Raw genomic sequence first — 19,017 nt, 5'->3', positions numbered from 1 at the left:
CCCTATGAACTTGCGCGTGCCTTCCATTCAACATGACGATTGCGACGAACTGGCGGCCCTGTGCAAGGCCGGCGGCGATCCGCTGCGCTTGAATGTATTGCGTGCGTTGGCCAACGATTCGTTTGGCGTGCTGGAGCTGGCGCAGATTTTCGGCATCGGCCAGTCGGGCATGAGCCACCACCTCAAGGTCCTGGCCCAGGCCGACCTGGTGGCGACACGCCGCGAAGGCAACGCGATCTTCTATCGCCGCGCCCTGCCGCACACCGAGCTGCTGGGCGGCAAGCTGCACGCCGCGCTGCTCGAAGAAGTGGATAACCTGACCCTGCCTGCCGATGTGCAGTCGCGGATCGGTCAGGTCCATGGACAGCGAGCGGCCGCCAGCCAGGACTTTTTCGCCCGGGTCGCAGAGAAATTTCGCGCCCAGCAAGACTTGATCGCCGGCCTGCCACAGTACCGCGACAGCGTGGTCGCGCTGCTCGACAAACTGAGCTTCAACGAGAGCGCCAGCGCCCTCGAAGTCGGCCCCGGCGACGGCGCTTTTCTGCCCGAACTGGCGCGCCGCTTCCATCACGTCACGGCGCTGGACAACAGCCCGGCCATGCTGGAACTGGCACGCCAGGTCTGTGAACGGGAACAGCTGGCTAACGTCAGCCTGCAACTGGCCGATGCACTGACGGGTGTAAGCCTGCAGGCCGATTGCGTGGTCCTGAACATGGTGTTGCACCACTTTGCCGCACCGGCCGAAGCACTCAAGCACATGGCCGGCCTGCTGCAACCGGGCGGTAGCCTGCTCGTGACAGAGTTATGCAGCCACAACCAGAGTTGGGCCAGGGAGGCCTGCGGTGATCTGTGGTTGGGGTTTGAACAGGACGATCTGGCCCGTTGGGCCACCGCTGCGGGACTCGTTCCCGGGGAAAGCCTCTATGTAGGCTTACGTAATGGTTTCCAGATTCAGGTTCGCGCCTTTCAGCGGCCGGCTGGCGACACTCACCATCGGTAAATTCAGGAAACAATCGAGATGAGCGAATACTCCCTCTTCACCTCAGAGTCCGTGTCCGAAGGGCATCCGGACAAAATCGCCGACCAGATTTCCGACGCGGTGCTGGACGCCATCATTGCTGAAGACAAGTTCGCCCGCGTGGCGTGCGAAACCCTGGTGAAAACCGGTGTGGCAATCATCGCAGGTGAAGTCACCACGTCGGCCTGGGTCGACCTGGAAGAGATCGTGCGTAACGTGATTCTCGACATCGGCTACAACAGCTCCGACGTCGGCTTCGACGGCGCGACCTGCGGCGTGATGAACATCATCGGCAAGCAGTCCCCTGACATCAACCAGGGCGTGGACCGCGCCAAGCCTGAAGATCAGGGCGCCGGCGACCAGGGCCTGATGTTCGGCTACGCCAGCAACGAAACCGACGTGCTGATGCCAGCACCGATCACCTTCTCGCACCAGTTGGTGCAGCGCCAGGCCGAAGCCCGCAAATCCGGCCTGCTGCCGTGGCTGCGTCCGGACGCCAAGTCGCAAGTGACCTGCCGTTACGAAGGCGGCAAGGTCGTGGGCATCGACGCGGTCGTTCTGTCGACCCAGCACAACCCTGAAGTCTCGTACAAAGACCTGCGCGAAGGCGTGATGGAGCTGATCGTCAAGCACGTGCTGCCTGCCGAGCTGCTGACCAAGGACACCCAGTTCCACATCAACCCGACCGGCCAGTTCATCATCGGCGGCCCGGTAGGCGACTGCGGTCTGACCGGTCGCAAGATCATCGTCGACAGCTACGGCGGCATGGCCCGTCACGGCGGCGGTGCCTTCTCCGGCAAGGACCCATCGAAGGTTGACCGTTCGGCGGCCTACGCCGGTCGTTACGTGGCCAAGAACATCGTCGCGGCCGGCCTGGCCGAGCGTTGCGAGATTCAGGTTTCCTACGCGATCGGTGTTGCCCAGCCGACGTCGATCTCGCTGAACACCTTCGGCACCGGCAAAATCAGCGATGACAAGATCGTCAAGCTGGTTCGTGAAGTGTTCGACCTGCGTCCATACGCCATCACCACCATGCTCGACCTGCTGCACCCGATGTACCAGGACACCGCGGCATACGGCCACTTCGGCCGCACCCCGGCGACCAAGACCGTGGGCGAAGACACCTTCACCACCTTCACCTGGGAAAAAACCGACCGCGCCGACGACCTGCGTTCGGCTGCCGGCCTGTAAGACTGCCCACGCGGTACCAAAAGCCCCGCACGGTTCGCCGTGCGGGGCTTTTTGCTGTTGATCCTCTACCGCCCCATTGCGCGCCCCACCTTTTGAATGCATTCCCTGTGGGAGCGAGCCTGCTCGCTAGCGGTCAGTGCGGACGACGGAAATGTCAGGAAAAACACCGGTCCGGTGCGACAAAAAATACCGACTAGCCTTCAAGAACACCCATGAGCAAGGACGCTCAAGATGCTTCAACGGCTGCTATGCGCTTTCATTCTGACGCTGCTCTCTTCAACGGTCCGGGCCTTCGACTGCCCCGACTGGCCACCCGCCAGGGCCGTGAACGAAATCTCCCGCCTGCAAGAGCAGATCGACATCTGGGATGAGAGTTACCACCGTGGCGGACGCTCGCTGGTCGCCGACGAGCTCTATGATCAGGCCCGGTCGCGCCTCACCGAATGGCGCCAATGTTTTGCAGAAGCTCCGGCGCCCTCTCCTCTGCGCACCCTGCGTGGCAAAGTTGCCCACCCGATCGTCCATACCGGGCTGGATAAACTGCACGATGATCGAGCGGTCGAGCACTGGCTACGGGACCGCAGGGACATCTGGGTACAACCCAAGGTCGACGGCGTCGCGGTGACGCTGATCTATCGAAAGGGCGTGCTGCACCAGGCAATCAGTCGCGGCGATGGCACTCAAGGCCTGGACTGGACATCCACGGCACAGCAAATCCCCGCCATCCCCGGCACACTGACGCAGCCCGTGGATATCCTGGTGCAAGGCGAGCTTTACTGGCAACTGACCGCCCACGTGCAAGCCACCTCCGGCAGCCTCAATGCACGCAGCACGGTGGCGGGCCTGATGGCCCGCAAGACGCTCACGCCTGGGCAAACCGCCGGCATCGGGCTGTTCGTCTGGGACTGGCCACAAGGCCCGGCCGAGCCAACCTCGCGCACCCGCACACTGGATGAATTGGGGTTCCCCGCTACCGCGCCGTACACCCAGCCGGTCCTGTCATTCGCGGATGCCGGACAGTGGCGCGACCGCTGGTATCGCTCGCCCCTGCCCTTTGCCAGTGACGGGGTGGTGTTGCGCCAGAGCCGGCGCCCACCGGCCCAACGCTGGCAGGCCAAGACGCCCCATTGGGCCGTCGCCTGGAAATACCCTTTCGCCCAGGCGCTGGCCGAGGTGCGCAAGGTCGAATTCAAGGTCGGTCGCACCGGACGGATCACGCCGGTGCTCGAGTTGAAACCGGTGAGGCTCGACGATCGGCAGATCAGGCAGGTGAGCGTCGGCTCCCTGCGCCGCTGGCAGACGCTGGATATACGCCCCGGAGACCAGGTCGCGATCAGCCTGGCCGGGCTGACGATCCCGAGGCTGGACGGGGTGATTGTGCGCGCCACCGAGCGCCGCGAACTGGAGGTGCCAAGGGCCGCCGACTTCCACCCGTCAAGCTGCTGGCAGCCGACGCCGGGGTGCAAAAGCCAGTTTCTCGCACGGATGGCCTGGCTCAGCGGCAAGCAGGGCCTGGCCTTGCCCCATGTCGGTCCCGGCACCTGGGAGAAACTTTTCGAAACGGGTCACCTCAACGGCCTGTTGGATTGGTTGACCCTTGATGCGCAAGAGCTTGCTAACATTGACGGTTTCGGCGAGCGCCAAACGGCTCGTCTTTTAAACAGTTTCAACAGTGCCCGCCAACGTCCTTTTTCTCGCTGGCTCAAAGCGCTGGGTTTACCGCCAACCGGCCAGGCACCGCTTGCTGATTCATGGCAGGTGCTGGCTCAACGAAACATCGCACAATGGCAGGCCGAATCCGGTATCGGACCGGGGCGCGCAGCGCAATTGAGCGCTTTTTTCCGCGACCCTCAGGTACTGGCCTTGAGTGAAACATTGCGTGCGGCAGGAATCGACGGTTTCCAGTGACCGCGATAGCTCGCCCACCCGGGAACCCAAAGATACCCACGGGCTCAAACGCCCAGCGCCGCATCGACCCGATTGCACATGCACATGGAGCTTTTATGAAATTTCTTGCACCGCTCGCCTTGCTGACCCTATGCGGCGTGATGGCTGCCCCGCTGATGGCAGCCGAGCAGGCGCCGGAGCTGACCGGCTGCGCCGCCAAAAAGCAGAACATCATCAACCAGCTCGAGCAGGCGAAGTCCCAGGGCAACACCGATCAGCAGGCGGGCCTTGAAAAGGCCCTGGGCGAAGTCACCGACCATTGCACCGATGCCTCGCTGAAGAAAGAGCGCGAAAACAAGGTCCTCGACGCCCGGCACGAAGTCGGCAAACGCCAGGCCGATCTCGAAAAAGCCATGAAAAAAGGCGATCCCGAGAAGATCAACAAGCGCAAGGACAAACTGGCCGAGTCCCGCAAGGAATTGCAGGACGCACTGGATGAGCTGGATAAATGAAGACAGCAGGTTGATCACTCCCACGCCAGGCGTGGGGAGGATCGCCGCCCGTCAATGATCCCGAAACTCCTTATGGCACGCACTGCAGGCATCTTCGACTTTCTGTACCGCCGGCCCAAGGTTGCTCGCCTTGTAAGGCTGGACCTTGCTGGCGACTACCAATTCACCGGTGGCCGCTTCGAGGGTGCGAGCCAGTTCCTGAAAACGCGCCTGCTTCTGCCAGACATCATCCTTGGCGCTGGTGTGATCTTCTTCGCGCACCTGCGGGAAATGCTTCCAAGGCTCGTGGGACAGCGTATCGAGCTTCACGGCGCCCTCCGCAAATCGGGGGCCGTCGAACGGAATGCGACCGCGCAACATGCCTCCCAGGTCTTCGCCGGTCTTGAGCATTTGCTTGAAGATCGCCTTGCGTTGACCCAGTGGCGAATTCGGGTCGACGCCGCCACAGGCAGACAACGTCAGGCAGGCCAGCAGTACAACGGTGATTTTTTTCAAAGTCATGGTGGCTTCAGGTCGCGGAAAACGGCGGCCAGTATCCTCGTGTCACCGGCAAACACCAATACCCCTATTAATAACAAGGGTTGCTCGGGCGCAGCAGGCACCCGGGCAACCGTCACAGGAATGAATTCATGAACAGCCGTTTCAAGGCATGGCGGGCCCACCTCGCGTGGACACTGCCGATGGTAGCCGTGCTCGCAGGCTGCACCGGCGGCGACAGCGGCCAACCGAAAACCCACGCCCTGGCGACCTATTCCAGCGCCTCCTGGGATGCGCTGCCCGCCGTCACCGACAGCGACCTGGTCGCCGGCTTTGGCTCATGGCGCAGCGCATGCACCCGACTCAAGGCCGATGCGGTCTGGGGCCCGACCTGCGCCGCTGCCGCCAATGTGCCGCAGACCGCCACCGACATCCGCGCCTTTCTCAAGCAACAGCTCGATGTCTACGGCCTGCGCGCCGCCAACGACAACCCCAACGGCCTGATCACCGGCTACTACGAGCCGGTCTACCCCGGCAGCCTGACCCAGACCAGCGTGGCCAACATTCCGGTGTACGGCGTGCCGGAGGACATGATCATCGTCGCCCTCGACAGCCTCTACCCGGAACTCAAGGGCAAACGCCTGCGTGGCAGGCTCGAAGGTCGTGTGCTGAAGCCTTACGACGATGCAGCCACCATTGAGAGCAAGGGGGTCAAGGCGCCTGTGGTGGCCTGGCTGACCGACCCGATGAACCTGCAATTCCTGCAGATCCAGGGCTCAGGCCGTATTCAGCTCGACGATGGCCGCCAGTTGCGCATCGCCTACGCCGATCAGAATGGTCATCCTTACCGCCCGATAGGTCGCTGGCTGGTGGAACAAGGTGAACTGAAGAAAGAAGACGTGACCATGGGCGCCATCAGCGACTGGGCCAAGGCCCATCCCGAGCGGATTCCGCAATTGCTCGGCAGCAACCCCAGTTATGTGTTCTTCACCCGCAACCCGGACAGCAACGAAGGCCCTCGCGGTTCGCTGAACGTGCCACTGACTGCCGGTTACAGCGCGGCAGTTGACCGCAAGGTGATTCCGCTGGGCAGCCTCATGTGGTTATCGACCACCCGACCGGACGGCACGCCACTGGTTCGCCCGGTGGCCGCCCAGGACACGGGAGGCGCAATTACCGGCGAGGTCCGTGCGGACCTGTTCTGGGGCACGGGTGAAGCCGCCGGGCATCTGGCGGGCGACATGAAACAACAGGGTCAGATCTGGATGTTGTGGCCCAAAGGCATGGCGTTGCCACAAGTGCCGCAGGTGGCTGATCAGTAAGACCATGGGGCAGATAGATCCCATCGCGAGCAGGCTCGCTCCCACCGGTTGACGCATTCCACTGTGGGAGCGAGCCGGGCGGCGTTCCGACGATGAGGCCGGCGAAGTCGAAGAAGGTTGATCAGGCAGATACCACGAAGAAACTGACGATCAACCCCGCCCCCACGAACCACACCAGCGATCGCAACGTCGCCCAGTCCGCCAGGTAGCAAATGATGTACAGCAGGCGGCTGGTGATGAACAGCACCGACAGCACATTGATCGTCACCAGTTCGGCGTTACCCGCCAGGTGGGCGACGATCACGGCGGCGGCAAAGGCCGGGGTGATTTCAAAACTGTTCAATTGCGCCGCGTGGGCGCGCCGGCCAAACCCTTCCAGCGAATCGAGAAAATCCCGCGGGTCATGGTTGTCCTGCAGCCGATAGCCGCCACTGATCTTCGCCACGAGCGTGCACAGGTAAGGCAGGAAAATCGCGATCAAAATGCACCACAGAGCCACCGTCATAAACATCATCCTTCTTGGTTTTCAGGTAGGGAGGCTGTTATCCGTCAGAACTTCATCACCAGGATGCCGATCAACACCAGTCCACAGGCTAAGAGCCGTGGCCGGCCGAAAGGTTCTTTCAAGTAGCGCATGCCGAACAGCACCACCAGAATCACGCTGATCTCGCGCAAGGCCGCCGCTTCGGCAATCGACCCCAGTTGCATCGCCCACAGCACCAGAGCGTAGCTGAACAACACGCAAAACCCGACTGCCAGACCCAAACGCCACTGCTCCCGCCAGAACAGCCTGAAGGCCGGACGCTTGCGCACCAGCGCCAGCAGCGGGAACGGCCAGGCGCTGAGCAGCGTGACCCAGACCAGGTAATCCAGCGGATGCGACCAGCGCCGCAGCGCCTGACCATCGATGAAGGTGTAGCAGCCGATGCACAGGCCGATCAGCACCACCACCGGCAGCATCGACCACGGCAGGCGCGCCCCGCCACCGCCCTGCCACAACAGGCAGAGCATGCCAAAGGGAATGAGCAGGATGCCGAAGATCTGCTGATGGGTCAGCACCTCCCCGGCAAAGATCAGCGTCAGCGCCAGCACCACCAGCGGCGACAGGCCGCGCATCAACGGATAGACCAGCCCCAGGTCACCGACGCGATAAGCCTGGATCAGCAAGAAGCGATAGAGCAGTTCGAACGCCGCCGAGGCGAGGATCCAGGGCCAGATGTCGATCGGCGGCAAAGCCACGAACGGCAGCATCAGCGCAACGAACAACAGTGCGACGCTGTCCATGCACGCCACCACCAGCAACCGTTCGGCGCTGAACTTGATCAACGTGTTCCATGCGGCATGCAACAGCGCCGCCAACAACACCAAGGCCGTTGCAAGCACGGCACACTCCTTTGATTTACGCGCCCCCCCGTAGGAGCGAGCATGCTCGCGATGGTGGATCAGACACCGCTGGGTGTCAGGCTGCCAGCGTTATCGTTGACGACCATCGCGACGGTTCGACGCCTCGACATGCTCGCTCCTACAAGGGGGCGCGCGGGAAATTGATTCGCCATATTTCAGCAGCTGTTTATACTGCAAGCGACCACGCCGCACTCGGTTGCGCACAGACTAATTCCAATAATTTCTGCTTCGAGCCGCTTTCAAGACCACGGTTCCGGGCATGCGTCTGCCTGATCGCTGCACCAAACGATAGAAAGAGACCTTGCGCATGCCCCTCGCCTTGCTTGCCCTCGCTGTTGCCGCATTCGGCATCGGCACCACTGAGTTCGTCATCATGGGCCTGCTGCCCGATGTGGCGCGTGACCTTTCGGTCAGCATTCCCCACGCCGGCCTGCTGATCACCGGCTATGCCCTGGGCGTCGTGTTCGGCGCACCGATCCTCGCAGTCGGCACCGCCAACATGCCGCGCAAGGCGACCTTGCTGGGCATGACGCTGATGTTCATCCTGGGCAACATGCTCTGCGCGCTGGCACCGAACTACGCCACGCTGATGGCCGCCCGGGTGGTGACCGCGCTGTGCCACGGCGCTTTTTTCGGCATCGGCTCGGTGGTGGCCGCCGGGTTGGTGGCCCCGAACAAACGGGCCCAGGCCATCGCCATGATGTTCACCGGCCTGACCCTGGCTAACGTGCTCGGCGTCCCCCTGGGCACGGCGCTCGGACAGTACGCTGGCTGGCGCTCGACGTTCTGGGCGGTGTCGGTGATCGGCGTGATTGCCGCCGTTGCACAATGGGTCTGGCTGCCGAAAGAGATCGCCATGGACAAGGCCAACCTGGCCAGCGAGTTCAAGGTGCTGGGCAAAGCCAATGTGCTGCTCGCCCTAGGGATGAGCGTGCTGGCCTCGACCAGCCTGTTCAGCGTGTTCACCTACATCGCGCCGATCCTGCAGGACATCACCGGCGTCAGCCCCCATGGCGTGACGATCATGCTGCTGTTGTTCGGCGTGGGCCTGACCGCTGGCAGCATGCTCGGCGGCCGCCTGGCCGACAGCCGCCTGCTGCCTTCCCTGGTGGGCATGGCCCTGGCCGTGGTGCTGGTGCTGGCCGCGTTCAGCCAGACCAGCCGTTCGCTGATCCCGGCGGCGGTGACCTTGGTGCTGTGGGGGATTTTCGCCTTTGCCCTGTGCCCGATCCTGCAACTGCTGATCATCGACCAGGCCCATGAAGCCCCCAACCTCGGTTCAACCCTGAACCAGAGCGCCTTCAATCTGGGCAACGCCGCCGGCGCCTGGATCGGCGGGCTGGTGGTCGCCAGCGGCGCGGACCTGGCGGACCTGCCCTGGACCGGCGCCCTGGTGAGCGGCTTGACGGTATTGACCGCGCTCTATTTCATCCATCGCCAGCGCCGTGGCAGTGCGGTAATCGGCGCAACGGACTAGGCCCTCGGCCCTGACCTTTGCTGCGAAACACCCACCGACCCACACAGCAATCTGGACACTGGTTGTACGAAACATCCACAGACGCCCATCCAGCATTCAAAGCTACCCTCCAGAAAGGCTCTATTCAGGGCCTTTCAACGCATATCTCAGGTTGTCCCCCAAAATCGCCAGGCGTGTGTAGCAAGCCATTTCCTCATGCTCCGTCGCGCCCTTGTCTCGCCTAAAGTGCCGCCTTTCAGCCTCCAAGGACGAGACATCCAATGATCAGCCCCACTCTTTCCCCATCGCCCCTTTCAATCCCGTCATCGCCAACCGACCGTCCCGCCGCTCAGGTCTCCACTGGCGGTGATGGCGCCGACTGGGGGGATTTCGCCAAGGGATCTGCACAGGTCGGCCAAGGCCGATCAGAAACGCTCTTGCACGCGTTGACCGAGCGAAACCTGTCGATTCGCCAATTCACCAATGGCGTCGTCGAAGTAGAACTCAAGCGTCCCGCCATCGAACGCCTGGTGCTCAGCGGCGGGGGCGCCAAGGGCGTTGCGATCTCCGGGATGGTCAAGGCATTGGCCGACCATCAGGCCCTGGACCCGGTACGCACCCTCTCGGGTTCGTCGGCGGGCGCCATCTCCGCCGCGTTCCTGGCCAGCGGCATGCAGCCTGCGGACTTTGACAAACTGTCGGATGAAACCAATCTCGTCTCGCTGCTGGACAGCCAGAACAAAGTGCTGGGACCGATACAGCAGGTCAGTTCGACCCTGGGACGCGCTGTGGCCAAGATACCCGGCAAGGCCGGCAATATCGGCCAATTGCTGTTCGACCTGATGCCGCGCCTGCAATCGAAGGCCACGCCGCTGGAAACCCTGATCCGCGAGAAAATGACCGAGTCGATCCAGGCCTGTGTCGATCGGGCGTCCAGTGACCCTCAACGCTCGCTATCGCCGGCAAGCGAGATCTGCATGGCGCAGATAAGGAGCAAGGGGTATGTCACCTTCGCCGACCTGGCGACCCTGAGCAAGGAGCTGCCGCAAATCAAGCAACTGAACGTCACGGGCACCGCCATGTTCGACGGACGCCCGCAAATGGTGATGTTCAATGCCAGTTTGACCCCGGACATGGATGTCGCCCGCGCGGCTCATATTTCCGGCTCCCTGCCGGTGGTCTTCGCCAAACCCTGTGAACAGCAGCTGCCGTTCCAGACCGACACGCAACGCACCGCCTTTCAAGACGGCGGGATCATGCTCAACACGCCGGTGCTGGAGCTGTACGAACCGCAATTTTCGACGAGCGTCATTCCCGACAGTGAACAGTTGGTGTTCAAGTTCGAGAGCGCGGGCAGCGGCAAGAAAAAAGACCGTGGCACCCTGTTCTCGACCTTGGGCGACCGGTTTATCGGTGCGCCCCACTCGGCCCGGCACGCCCAGCAGAACGCCGGACTTGCCGCGTTCGCCAACCAGACCGTCACCGTGCGACTGAAAACCGACAAGGACGACTTCACCGGTACGCTGCAGGGCACCGTCAACTTCAGCATGGCGACCGAGCACAAGAACCAATTGCAGCACATGCTGGAAATCGACGTGAATCAGTACCTGGCCGGTCATCAACAGTGCCAGACGTACACCTTCGCATCGATGGGGGGAGCCCTGCTGGCATTGAACGAGTCGATGTTCGAAGCAGCGGCGCTTGAGTTGCACGATCACCCGGACGCGGCTGCCGTCATCGAGTTCCGGCATCACGCGCAACAGGCGCTGGCCGATCTCAAGCGCACTCTGGTCGCTGTCGTTGCCAGCCAGGAAGGACCATTGACCCTGACCGCGCCCCTTCGCGTCGCCGTGGACGCCCTGGATCGGTTGGGGGATGCGCCCGGCAAACGGGATTGGCTGGCGAGACAGCTCAACCAGGGCAACGACCCGATGTTCATGTCGTTGCTGCAAGCCGTCAAACGCCTGGACGCCGGATCCACGGGGGAAAAATCCCCGGTCATGACCGGGGCGATCCAGGAAATGGATCTGCGCGATATCGTCACCAAAAGCGAGAACGTCATTCGCGAAGTGATCTACCCCTCGCTGTTTCGCCTGGGCCAGCCTGACGCGAACGTCGCGTTGCTGCGCACGGCCATCGAGGACTTGCACAAGGTCGACACGCGCGAAGGGTTCAACGAGGTCTTGCATCGGATCGCCGATCAATACGTCTCGCGCACCTGGCCGTCCTCGACGCGAGCGTTCAGCTCCACGACGGTTGATCAGGCCCGCGCCTGGCTGATCCCTTGAGGATGATCGAAAAAACGCGCGGGCCGACGCCTCACTCCCGGTCGTCCTTGTCGACCGGTGTTGCGGCTTCTGCATCCTTGTCCCTGGGGGTGCCGGACTCGCTACGGATCTGCGCATGGCTGATCAGCGCGAAGATAAAGCTGCCGCCAATGATATTGCCCGCCAGCGTGGGCCCGGCGAACACCAGCCAGAAATCGTTCCACGGCAGCTCGCCGGCAAACACCAGGTAAGACACCTCCAGCGAGCCGACCACGATGTGAGTGAAGTCCCCCAGCGCCATGAAGTAAGTGATGAGGACGATGATCCACACCTTGGCGCTTTCCATGGACGGAATCATCCACACCATGGTGGCGATCATCCAGCCGGAAATGATCCCCTTGGAGAACATCTGGCTGGGGTCGCTTTCCATCACCTTGCGCCCGATGTCGAGGAAGGCGATATCGGTCTTGCTGTCGAAGATCGGCAGTTCCAGCATCACATACGCCACCAGCAAGGTGCCGCAGAGGTTGCCCACCAGCACCACCGTCCACAACCGCAGCAAACGGCCGAAGTTGTTCAGCGTGGGCTTGCTCATGATCGGCAGCACGGCGGTCAGGGTGTTTTCGGTGAACAATTGCTGGCGGGCAAGAATCACCGCAAGAAACCCGGCGCAGTAACCAAAACTGGCAATGACCTTGAAGCCCTCGCCCTCGGGTAGCCGTGAATTGAGCAACCCCATCGCCATCAGTGACAGGCCCATGGTCAGGCCGGCGGCCAGGGCTGACCACCAGAGCGCAGCAATGCTGCGTTCCAGTTCCAGGTCGCCCTGGGTGCGGATGATTTCGTGCAGCACCGCCGCGCGCGGTGGCTGGCTTTTCTCGACTTCGTGCCGCTCTTTTGCCGAGAGGTCCGGCGTCTTGCCGTCTTTTTGGGTATTCATGGAATGTGAACCTGTGGCGTACCTGATGGTACGACACGCGGCGCGCGGCGCTGTTCACTGGCCGACTGAATCATCCTCGCCAGGCTCAGCACCTTCGCGAGCAGGCTCGCTCCCACAGTGGACCTCGATCATCCTTGGGAGCGGGTTTGCCCGCGAAGGGAGCACCAGAAAATCTCATTCGTGGAGATCGTCATCCTTGAACTGATCCTTGACGTAGCGGATCTCGGTCCGACCGTGGGGCGCGGGCAGGCCGTCCTCGCCGAGGTTGACGAAGACCATCTTTTCCACCGTCAGGATGCTCTTGCGGGTGATCTTGTTGCGCACTTCGCAGGTCAGGGTGATCGAGGTGCGGCCGAACTCGGTGGCTGTAATGCCCAGCTCGATGATGTCGCCCTGGCGCGAAGCACTGACGAAGTTGATTTCGGAAATGTACTTGGTGACCACGCGCTGGTTGCCCAGCTGGACGATGGCGTAGATCGCCGCCTCTTCGTCGATCCAGCGCAACAGGCTGCCGCCGAACAGCGTGCCGTTGGGGTTCAGGTCTTCCGGTTTTACCCATTTGCGGGTGTGAAAATTCATACACTCTCCTGACCGTCTTGCCGATTGATGCCTGGCATCATGGCAGAGCCCGGGCCAGAGCTCTATCAGGCATTGACTATGGTCTCGATTACCGTTCGGACATTGACGTGCAGAAAGGCTTTGGAAGATCAGCATAGCCCGCTATAATCGCCCCCGTTTCAAAACGGTAACTTCCAATTGCTACCGTTTTCCCGCCACCTGTCCGAGGGGCGCTGCAGCAGGTTCGACCTGTCAGGCTCGGATGGGGCGTTGTCAGGCCAATGCCCGACACTAAACGCACAACGGCGCCCATTCGCATACATTACGAATGGAGGCTCTTCATGAGCGCTGTCATCACGCCTGCAGATTTCAACGACTACAAAGTCGCCGACATGTCCCTCGCCGCCTGGGGCCGTCGCGAAACCATCATCGCCGAATCGGAAATGCCTGCCCTGATGGGTCTGCGCCGCAAGTACGCCGGCGAGCAGCCGCTCAAGGGCGCAAAAATCCTCGGCTGCATCCACATGACCATTCAGACTGCCGTGCTGATCGAAACCCTGGTCGCCCTGGGTGCCGAAGTGCGCTGGTCGTCCTGCAACATTTTCTCGACTCAGGACCAGGCCGCTGCCTCGATTGCCGCCGCCGGCATTCCGGTTTTCGCCTGGAAAGGCGAGACTGAAGAAGAGTACGAGTGGTGCCTGGAGCAGACCATCCTCAAGGATGGCGCGCCTTGGGACGCCAACATGATCCTCGACGACGGTGGCGACCTGACCGAGCTGCTGCACAAGAAGTACCCGCAAGTGCTGGATCGCGTCCACGGCGTGACCGAAGAAACCACCACTGGCGTGCACCGCCTGCTGGACATGCTGGCCAAGGGCGAACTGAAGATCCCGGCCATCAACGTCAATGACTCGGTGACCAAGAGCAAGAACGACAACAAGTACGGCTGCCGTCACAGCCTGAACGACGCGATCAAGCGCGGCACCGACCACCTGCTGTCCGGCAAGCAGGCGCTGGTCATCGGTTACGGTGATGTGGGCAAGGGCTCGGCCCAGTCCCTGCGCCAGGAAGGCATGATCGTCAAGGTGTCCGAAGTCGACCCGATCTGCGCCATGCAAGCCTGCATGGACGGTTTCGAACTGGTATCGCCGTTCATCGACGGTATCAACAACGGCACCGAAGCCAGCATCGACAAGGCCCTGCTGGGCAAGATCGACCTGATCGTGACCACCACCGGCAACGTCAATGTTTGCGACGCGAACATGCTCAAGGCCCTGAAGAAGCGCGCTGTTGTCTGCAACATCGGCCACTTCGACAACGAAATCGACACCGCTTTCATGCGCAAGAACTGGGCATGGGAAGAAGTGAAGCCACAGGTGCACAAGATCCACCGCACCGGTGCCGGCAGCTTCGACGCCCAGAACGACGATTACCTGATCCTGCTGGCCGAAGGCCGTCTGGTGAACCTGGGTAACGCCACCGGTCACCCAAGCCGCATCATGGACGGTTCGTTCGCCAACCAGGTTCTGGCGCAGATCTTCCTGTTCGGCCAGAAGTACGCCGACCTGTCGCCAGCCCAGAAAGCCGAGCGCCTGACCGTTGAAGTACTGCCAAAGAAACTCGACGAAGAAGTGGCCCTGGAAATGGTCCGCGGTTTCGGCGGCGTCGTGACTCAACTGACCAAGACCCAGGCCGACTACATCGGCGTGACTGTCGAAGGTCCGTTCAAGCCGCACGCTTACCGCTACTGATTGGCTGTCCGCTCCCCCTGTAGGAGCGAGCACGCTCGCGATGGTCGTCAACGATGACGCTGGGTACCTGACACCCCACGGCGTCCTCAAGACCATCGTCGGAGCGCCGCCCGGAACATGCTCGCTCCTACAGGGGAGAGTTCGCCTCACGCGTCTGCAAGGATATGACCATGTCCCAAGATCGTCGCTACAGCTTCGAGTTCTTCCCGACGAAGACCGATGCTGGGCAAGAAAAGCTCCTCGCCACTGCGCGTCAGCTGGCTACGTACAACCCCGATTTCTTTTCCTGCACCTACGGCGCCGGCGGTTCGACCCGTGATCGAACCCTCAACACCGTGTTGCAACTGGAAAGCGAAGTCAAAATCCCCGCCGCCCCGCACCTTTCGTGCGTCGGCGACAGCAAGGACGACCTGCGCGGCTTGCTCAACGAGTACAAGGCAGCCGGCATCAAGCGCATTGTCGCGCTGCGCGGCGACCTGCCGTCCGGTATGGGCATGACCAGCGGTGAGCTGCGTCACGCCAATGAGCTGGTCGAATTCATCCGTGAAGAAACCGGCAGTCATTTCCACATCGAAGTCGCCGCTTACCCGGAAATGCATCCGCAGGCGCGCAACTTCGAAGACGATATCGCCAACTTCGTCCGCAAGGCCAAGGCCGGCGCCGACAGCGCGATCACCCAGTATTTCTTCAACGCCGACAGCTATTTCTACTTCGTCGACCGTTTGCAGGCCCTGGGTGTGGATATTCCGGTGGTGCCGGGGATCATGCCGATCACCAACTACAGCAAGCTCGCGCGCTTCTCCGATGCCTGCGGTGCGGAAATCCCGCGCTGGATCCGCAAGCAGCTGGAAGCCTATGGCGATGATTCCCGGAGCATCCAGCGCTTCGGCGAGCAGGTCGTCACCGACATGTGCGAACGCCTGCTGCAGGGTGGCGCGCCGGGGCTGCACTTCTACTCCATGAACCAGGCCGAACCTAGCCTGGCGATCTGGAACAACCTGAAGCTGCCGCGTTAAGCGAGCCGTCAGGCAAGCCCGAAAAACCGCCGTTTCCGGCAGTGCCCGCAGGCGTTCACACGCTGTAGCAGACACGGCCCGGAACGGCGGTTTTTTTTGCGTTTTGCGCCTGTTTTTTGTGCAGCAATGCACGGAGCCAGAGCTTCGCGAGCGGGTTTCTGGCGGTTTGGGCTTTCTCGTCGTAATCTCAAGCCATGCCTTTGATTACCCGGTTACTTACCCTACTGCTTTTCACTTGCCTGAGCGTCACCGCCCGGGGCGAGAAATTGCGCATTGTCACCGAACCCTGGGCGCCTTACGTCTACGAGGAGAACGGCAAGGCGCGGGGCCTGGACTATGAAACCACGGCCATCGTCTTCAAGCGCCTGGGGATCGAAGTCGAGTGGCAGTTCCTGCCCTGGAAACGCTGCCTGTCGATGCTCGAAACCGGCCAGGCGGATGGCGCACTGGACATTTTTCACAGCGACGAGCGTGATGCCACCCTGCTCTACCCCAGCGAACCCCTCTCGGAAGTCGAGTTCGTGATGTTCTACGCCAACGAACGCCCTCACCCGTTCCGTACCCTCGAAGACCTCAAGGGCCTGACCATCGGCACCTCGCCGGGCTATCTGTACAGCCCCGACTTCAGGGAGTCGCCCCTGTTCATCCGTGAGCCAGCGCCGACCCATGAAGCCAACTTCGGCAAGCTGGTGCGCGGCCGGATCGACCTGCTGATCACCGACCGACGCGTGGGCCAGCATTTGCTCGATGAATTGAACATTCGCGACAAGATCAGCGAAAATCCCACCGTCATCAGCCAGCAGAGCCAGTTTCTGGCGGTGCGCCGCAATGCCGGCATGGACCTGCTGGTGCAACGCTTCGGCGCCGAACTCAAGCGCTTCAAGCGTGAACCCGCCTACGCCGAGCTGAGTGCCCGCTACGGTGCCGCACCGAAAACCGACACGGCTGCCGTTGCCCGGGAAAAAACCGTTGAGCAGCAGGAAAGCGGCGCGCAGTGATTGCTCTGTTATACTCCGGCGTTCCCGCCAGGCTCACGCCCGGACGCTCGGACTTTTTCAAGGCATCTCGAACCGCTACTGCGCAGCTTCAAGCCCCGCGCGAGCGCACCCGGCGTGCTTTCAAGGCCCAGCAGGACCGGACGGGATTGCGCTTCTCTTGAACGCCATTCGCGCCAGGCAAGACTCCCATTGGGCCAAGCCCTAACTAAAACAGGATTACTCATGTCCTTTGCTTCCCTCGGTCTCTCCGAGGCTTTGGTCCGCGCTATCGAAGACGCGGGCTATACCGAGCCTACTCCGGTGCAACAGCGGGCCATCCCCGCCGTGTTGCAAGGTCGCGACCTGATGGTTGCGGCACAGACAGGTACTGGTAAAACCGGCGGCTTCGCCCTTCCGATTCTGGAGCGGTTGTTCCCCAACGGTCACCCGGACAAATCCCAGCGTCACGGCCCGCGCCAACCGCGCGTGCTGGTCCTGACCCCGACCCGCGAACTCGCCGCTCAGGTTCACGACAGCTTCAAGGTCTACGCCCGTGACCTGAAATTCGTCAGTGCCTGCATCTTTGGCGGCGTCGGCATGAACCCGCAGGTGCAAGCCATGGCGCGCGGTGTCGATGTGCTGGTGGCCTGCCCCGGTCGCCTGCTCGACCTCGCCGGCCAGGGCAGCGTCGATTTGTCCCACGTGGAAATCCTCGTGCTGGACGAAGCCGACCGCATGCTCGACATGGGCTTTGTCCATGACGTGAAGAAGGTCCTGGCCCGTCTGCCGGCCAAACGGCAGAACCTGCTGTTCTCGGCGACCTTCTCCAAGGACATCACCGACCTCGCCGGCAAACTCCTGCACAACCCGGAACGCATCGAGGTCACGCCGCCGAACACCACGGTCGAACGCATCGAACAGCGTGTGTTCCGTCTGCCGGCGAACCACAAGCGTTCGCTGCTGGCGCACCTGATCACCGCCGGTGCCTGGGAACAGGTGCTGGTGTTCACGCGTACCAAGCATGGCGCCAACCGCCTGGCCGAGTACCTGGACAAGCACGGCCTGAGCGCGGTCGCGATCCACGGCAACAAGAGCCAGAACGCGCGCACCAAGGCCCTGGCTGACTTCAAGGCCGGCAGCGTGCGCATTCTGGTCGCCACCGACATCGCCGCCCGTGGCCTGGACATCGACCAGTTGCCCCATGTGGTCAACTTCGAACTGCCGAACGTCGACGAAGACTATGTGCACCGTATCGGCCGTACCGGCCGTGCCGGTCGTTCGGGCGAGGCGATCTCGCTGGTGGCCCCGGACGAAGAAAAACTGCTGAAAAGCATCGAGCGCATGACCAAGCAGAAAATCGCCGACGGTGACCTGATGGGCTTCGACTCGAGCGCTGTGGAAGCCGAAAAACCTGAAGTGCGCGAGCGTCCGGATGTGCGCAACCCGCGCAACCCACGTGGCCCGCGCGGCGACGGTCCGAACGGCAGCGGCGGTGGCGGCGGTCGTAAAGACAAGGGCAAGGACAAGGGCGGCAAGGAAAAGTCGGCCTCCAGCGGTCGTGGCGAGCGTCCGGCACGCGAACAGAAGCCACGCGAAGGCACAGCGGCTCGCGAGCAACAGCGTGCGGCAGTCCCACGCCCGGCACCAGACCGTGCCCCGGACGAGTTCCTGGATGACGACATCGACAACTTCGGCAACCGCGTCGACTACGTGCCTCAGAGCAAACCGGCCCCGGGTCGCGGCCGCCGTCCGGGTGCTCCGGCACAGGGCTCGGCGGGCGGTGCTGGTGCCCCACGCAACGGCGCCAAGCCTCAGGGCCGTCAGGGCGGTCCACGCAGCGACGGCGCTAACGGCGCCAAGCGTAGCGGGCCTCGCAGCGGCGCCCCCCGTGATGGCCAGGCCCGTCGCGAGGAAGGCCGCAACCGTCGTCCGCCACGTGATGATCAGCCGCGTTCGGAACCGGCCGTGCAAAACCCGCGCGGTCCGGCACCGAAGATCATTCACAAGGAGTCCAAAAGCGACCGTTTCCCGACTCCTGAGCAACTCGATCAGTTGCCAAGCCGTCCCCGTGGCGAAAAACCGGCGTTGCTGACCCGCAACCGCTGAGTTTGAGCCGCAACAAAAAATGCCCCTGATTTTGCAATCAGGGGCATTTTTTATGGCTCACACAAAGCAAATGTGAGAGCGGGCTTGCTCGCGAAAGCGGTGTGTCAGTCAACACATTGGCCACTGTTACACCGC

The 19,017-nt window shown here is 62.2% G+C and carries 16 protein-coding genes and 1 riboswitch; of the genes, 11 read left to right on the top strand and 5 right to left on the bottom strand.

Annotated features, from left to right (window positions below):
- The first annotated feature begins 4 nt into the window (after positions 1-4).
- From QIW53_RS24120 to QIW53_RS24105, 4 genes are all read left to right on the top strand, one after another.
- Positions 5-1,000 (top strand): ArsR/SmtB family transcription factor, encoded by a 996-nt coding sequence (locus tag QIW53_RS24120; protein ID WP_371052067.1) that lies wholly within the window; start codon positions 5-7, stop codon positions 998-1,000.
- An 18-nt stretch (positions 1,001-1,018) separates the two neighbouring features.
- On the top strand, positions 1,019-2,209 hold the full coding sequence (gene metK, locus QIW53_RS24115) for a methionine adenosyltransferase (RefSeq protein ID WP_371052066.1): 1,191 nt from the start codon (positions 1,019-1,021) through the stop codon (positions 2,207-2,209).
- A 231-nt stretch (positions 2,210-2,440) separates the two neighbouring features.
- The gene (ligB, locus tag QIW53_RS24110) at positions 2,441-4,117 is read left to right on the top strand and encodes an NAD-dependent DNA ligase LigB (RefSeq protein ID WP_371052065.1); all 1,677 of its coding nucleotides are present in this window, start codon (positions 2,441-2,443) and stop codon (positions 4,115-4,117) included.
- A 95-nt stretch (positions 4,118-4,212) separates the two neighbouring features.
- Complete coding sequence (locus QIW53_RS24105; RefSeq protein ID WP_371052064.1) at positions 4,213-4,608, top strand: DUF1090 domain-containing protein; 396 nt, start codon at positions 4,213-4,215, stop codon at positions 4,606-4,608.
- 51 nt (positions 4,609-4,659) lie between these two features.
- On the opposite strand, the gene QIW53_RS24100 is transcribed toward QIW53_RS24105, so the two are convergent.
- Positions 4,660-5,109, bottom strand: a complete 450-nt coding sequence (locus QIW53_RS24100) for a c-type cytochrome (protein WP_371052063.1) — start codon at positions 5,107-5,109, stop codon at positions 4,660-4,662.
- 128 nt (positions 5,110-5,237) lie between these two features.
- Here QIW53_RS24100 and mltA point away from each other — a divergent pair, with 128 nt between their 5' ends.
- Positions 5,238-6,407 (top strand): murein transglycosylase A, encoded by a 1,170-nt coding sequence (gene mltA / locus QIW53_RS24095; protein ID WP_371052062.1) that lies wholly within the window; start codon positions 5,238-5,240, stop codon positions 6,405-6,407.
- Positions 6,408-6,528: 121 nt separating this feature from the next.
- Here the strand turns inward: mltA and QIW53_RS24090 are convergent, their stop codons facing one another.
- Complete coding sequence (locus QIW53_RS24090) at positions 6,529-6,912, bottom strand: MAPEG family protein (protein ID WP_371052061.1); 384 nt, start codon at positions 6,910-6,912, stop codon at positions 6,529-6,531.
- A gap of 44 nt (positions 6,913-6,956) precedes the next feature.
- Positions 6,957-7,790 carry an EamA family transporter gene (locus tag QIW53_RS24085; RefSeq protein WP_371052060.1) on the bottom strand — a complete coding sequence of 278 codons (834 nt, stop codon included), beginning with the start codon at positions 7,788-7,790 and terminating at the stop codon, positions 6,957-6,959.
- 328 nt (positions 7,791-8,118) lie between these two features.
- On the opposite strand from QIW53_RS24085, the gene QIW53_RS24080 reads away from it, so the two are divergent.
- Together QIW53_RS24080 and QIW53_RS24075 are read left to right on the top strand one after the other, a co-directional pair.
- Positions 8,119-9,288, top strand: coding sequence for an MFS transporter (locus QIW53_RS24080; protein WP_371052059.1), 1,170 nt, complete (start codon positions 8,119-8,121; stop codon positions 9,286-9,288).
- 416 nt (positions 9,289-9,704) lie between these two features.
- Positions 9,705-11,555: a patatin-like phospholipase family protein gene (locus QIW53_RS24075; RefSeq protein ID WP_371052058.1), complete on the top strand. Its 1,851-nt coding sequence runs from the start codon at positions 9,705-9,707 to the stop codon at positions 11,553-11,555.
- A gap of 31 nt (positions 11,556-11,586) precedes the next feature.
- Here the strand turns inward: QIW53_RS24075 and QIW53_RS24070 are convergent, their stop codons facing one another.
- Together QIW53_RS24070 and QIW53_RS24065 are read right to left on the bottom strand one after the other, a co-directional pair.
- Entirely contained in the window at positions 11,587-12,474 is an 888-nt protein-coding gene (locus tag QIW53_RS24070) for a formate/nitrite transporter family protein (RefSeq protein ID WP_371052057.1), read from the bottom strand.
- A gap of 174 nt (positions 12,475-12,648) precedes the next feature.
- Entirely contained in the window at positions 12,649-13,053 is a 405-nt protein-coding gene (locus QIW53_RS24065) for an acyl-CoA thioesterase (RefSeq protein ID WP_371052056.1), read from the bottom strand.
- A 198-nt stretch (positions 13,054-13,251) separates the two neighbouring features.
- A riboswitch (S-adenosyl-L-homocysteine riboswitch) is annotated at positions 13,252-13,350 on the top strand.
- Positions 13,351-13,373: 23 nt separating this feature from the next.
- Here QIW53_RS24065 and ahcY point away from each other — a divergent pair.
- The 4 genes from ahcY (at position 13,374) to QIW53_RS24045 (ending at position 18,882) form a co-directional block, all read left to right on the top strand.
- Entirely contained in the window at positions 13,374-14,783 is a 1,410-nt protein-coding gene (gene ahcY / locus QIW53_RS24060) for an adenosylhomocysteinase (RefSeq protein WP_371052055.1), read from the top strand.
- 170 nt (positions 14,784-14,953) lie between these two features.
- On the top strand, positions 14,954-15,799 hold the full coding sequence (gene metF, locus QIW53_RS24055) for a methylenetetrahydrofolate reductase [NAD(P)H] (RefSeq protein WP_371052054.1): 846 nt from the start codon (positions 14,954-14,956) through the stop codon (positions 15,797-15,799).
- 194 nt (positions 15,800-15,993) lie between these two features.
- Entirely contained in the window at positions 15,994-16,797 is an 804-nt protein-coding gene (locus QIW53_RS24050) for a substrate-binding periplasmic protein (protein WP_371052053.1), read from the top strand.
- A 222-nt stretch (positions 16,798-17,019) separates the two neighbouring features.
- On the top strand, positions 17,020-18,882 hold the full coding sequence (locus QIW53_RS24045) for a DEAD/DEAH box helicase (protein ID WP_371052052.1): 1,863 nt from the start codon (positions 17,020-17,022) through the stop codon (positions 18,880-18,882).
- Positions 18,883-19,017 lie beyond the last annotated feature (135 nt).

This window comes from Pseudomonas fluorescens (genome assembly GCF_041354075.1).
In the GTDB taxonomy this organism is placed as follows: Bacteria; Pseudomonadota; Gammaproteobacteria; order Pseudomonadales; family Pseudomonadaceae; genus Aquipseudomonas; species Aquipseudomonas fluorescens_CE.
The sequence above is the reverse complement of the archived record's forward strand: the minus strand, read 5'-3'. Positions and strand labels throughout refer to the sequence as shown.

Bases quoted from the DNA above. Each gene is read 5' to 3' on its own strand.
- ligB (WP_371052065.1), top strand. From the start codon at position 2,441: ATGCTTCAACGGCTGCTATGCGCTTTCATTCTGACGCTGCTCTCTTCA.
- QIW53_RS24065 (WP_371052056.1), bottom strand. From the start codon at position 13,053: ATGAATTTTCACACCCGCAAATGGGTAAAACCGGAAGACCTGAACCCC.
- metF (WP_371052054.1), top strand. From the start codon at position 14,954: ATGTCCCAAGATCGTCGCTACAGCTTCGAGTTCTTCCCGACGAAGACC.
- QIW53_RS24080 (WP_371052059.1), top strand. From the start codon at position 8,119: ATGCCCCTCGCCTTGCTTGCCCTCGCTGTTGCCGCATTCGGCATCGGC.
- ahcY (WP_371052055.1), top strand. From the start codon at position 13,374: ATGAGCGCTGTCATCACGCCTGCAGATTTCAACGACTACAAAGTCGCC.
- mltA (WP_371052062.1), top strand. From the start codon at position 5,238: ATGAACAGCCGTTTCAAGGCATGGCGGGCCCACCTCGCGTGGACACTG.
- QIW53_RS24050 (WP_371052053.1), top strand. From the start codon at position 15,994: ATGCCTTTGATTACCCGGTTACTTACCCTACTGCTTTTCACTTGCCTG.
- QIW53_RS24120 (WP_371052067.1), top strand. From the start codon at position 5: ATGAACTTGCGCGTGCCTTCCATTCAACATGACGATTGCGACGAACTG.
- QIW53_RS24100 (WP_371052063.1), bottom strand. From the start codon at position 5,109: ATGACTTTGAAAAAAATCACCGTTGTACTGCTGGCCTGCCTGACGTTG.
- QIW53_RS24045 (WP_371052052.1), top strand. From the start codon at position 17,020: ATGTCCTTTGCTTCCCTCGGTCTCTCCGAGGCTTTGGTCCGCGCTATC.
- QIW53_RS24070 (WP_371052057.1), bottom strand. From the start codon at position 12,474: ATGAATACCCAAAAAGACGGCAAGACGCCGGACCTCTCGGCAAAAGAG.
- QIW53_RS24090 (WP_371052061.1), bottom strand. From the start codon at position 6,912: ATGACGGTGGCTCTGTGGTGCATTTTGATCGCGATTTTCCTGCCTTAC.
- QIW53_RS24105 (WP_371052064.1), top strand. From the start codon at position 4,213: ATGAAATTTCTTGCACCGCTCGCCTTGCTGACCCTATGCGGCGTGATG.
- metK (WP_371052066.1), top strand. From the start codon at position 1,019: ATGAGCGAATACTCCCTCTTCACCTCAGAGTCCGTGTCCGAAGGGCAT.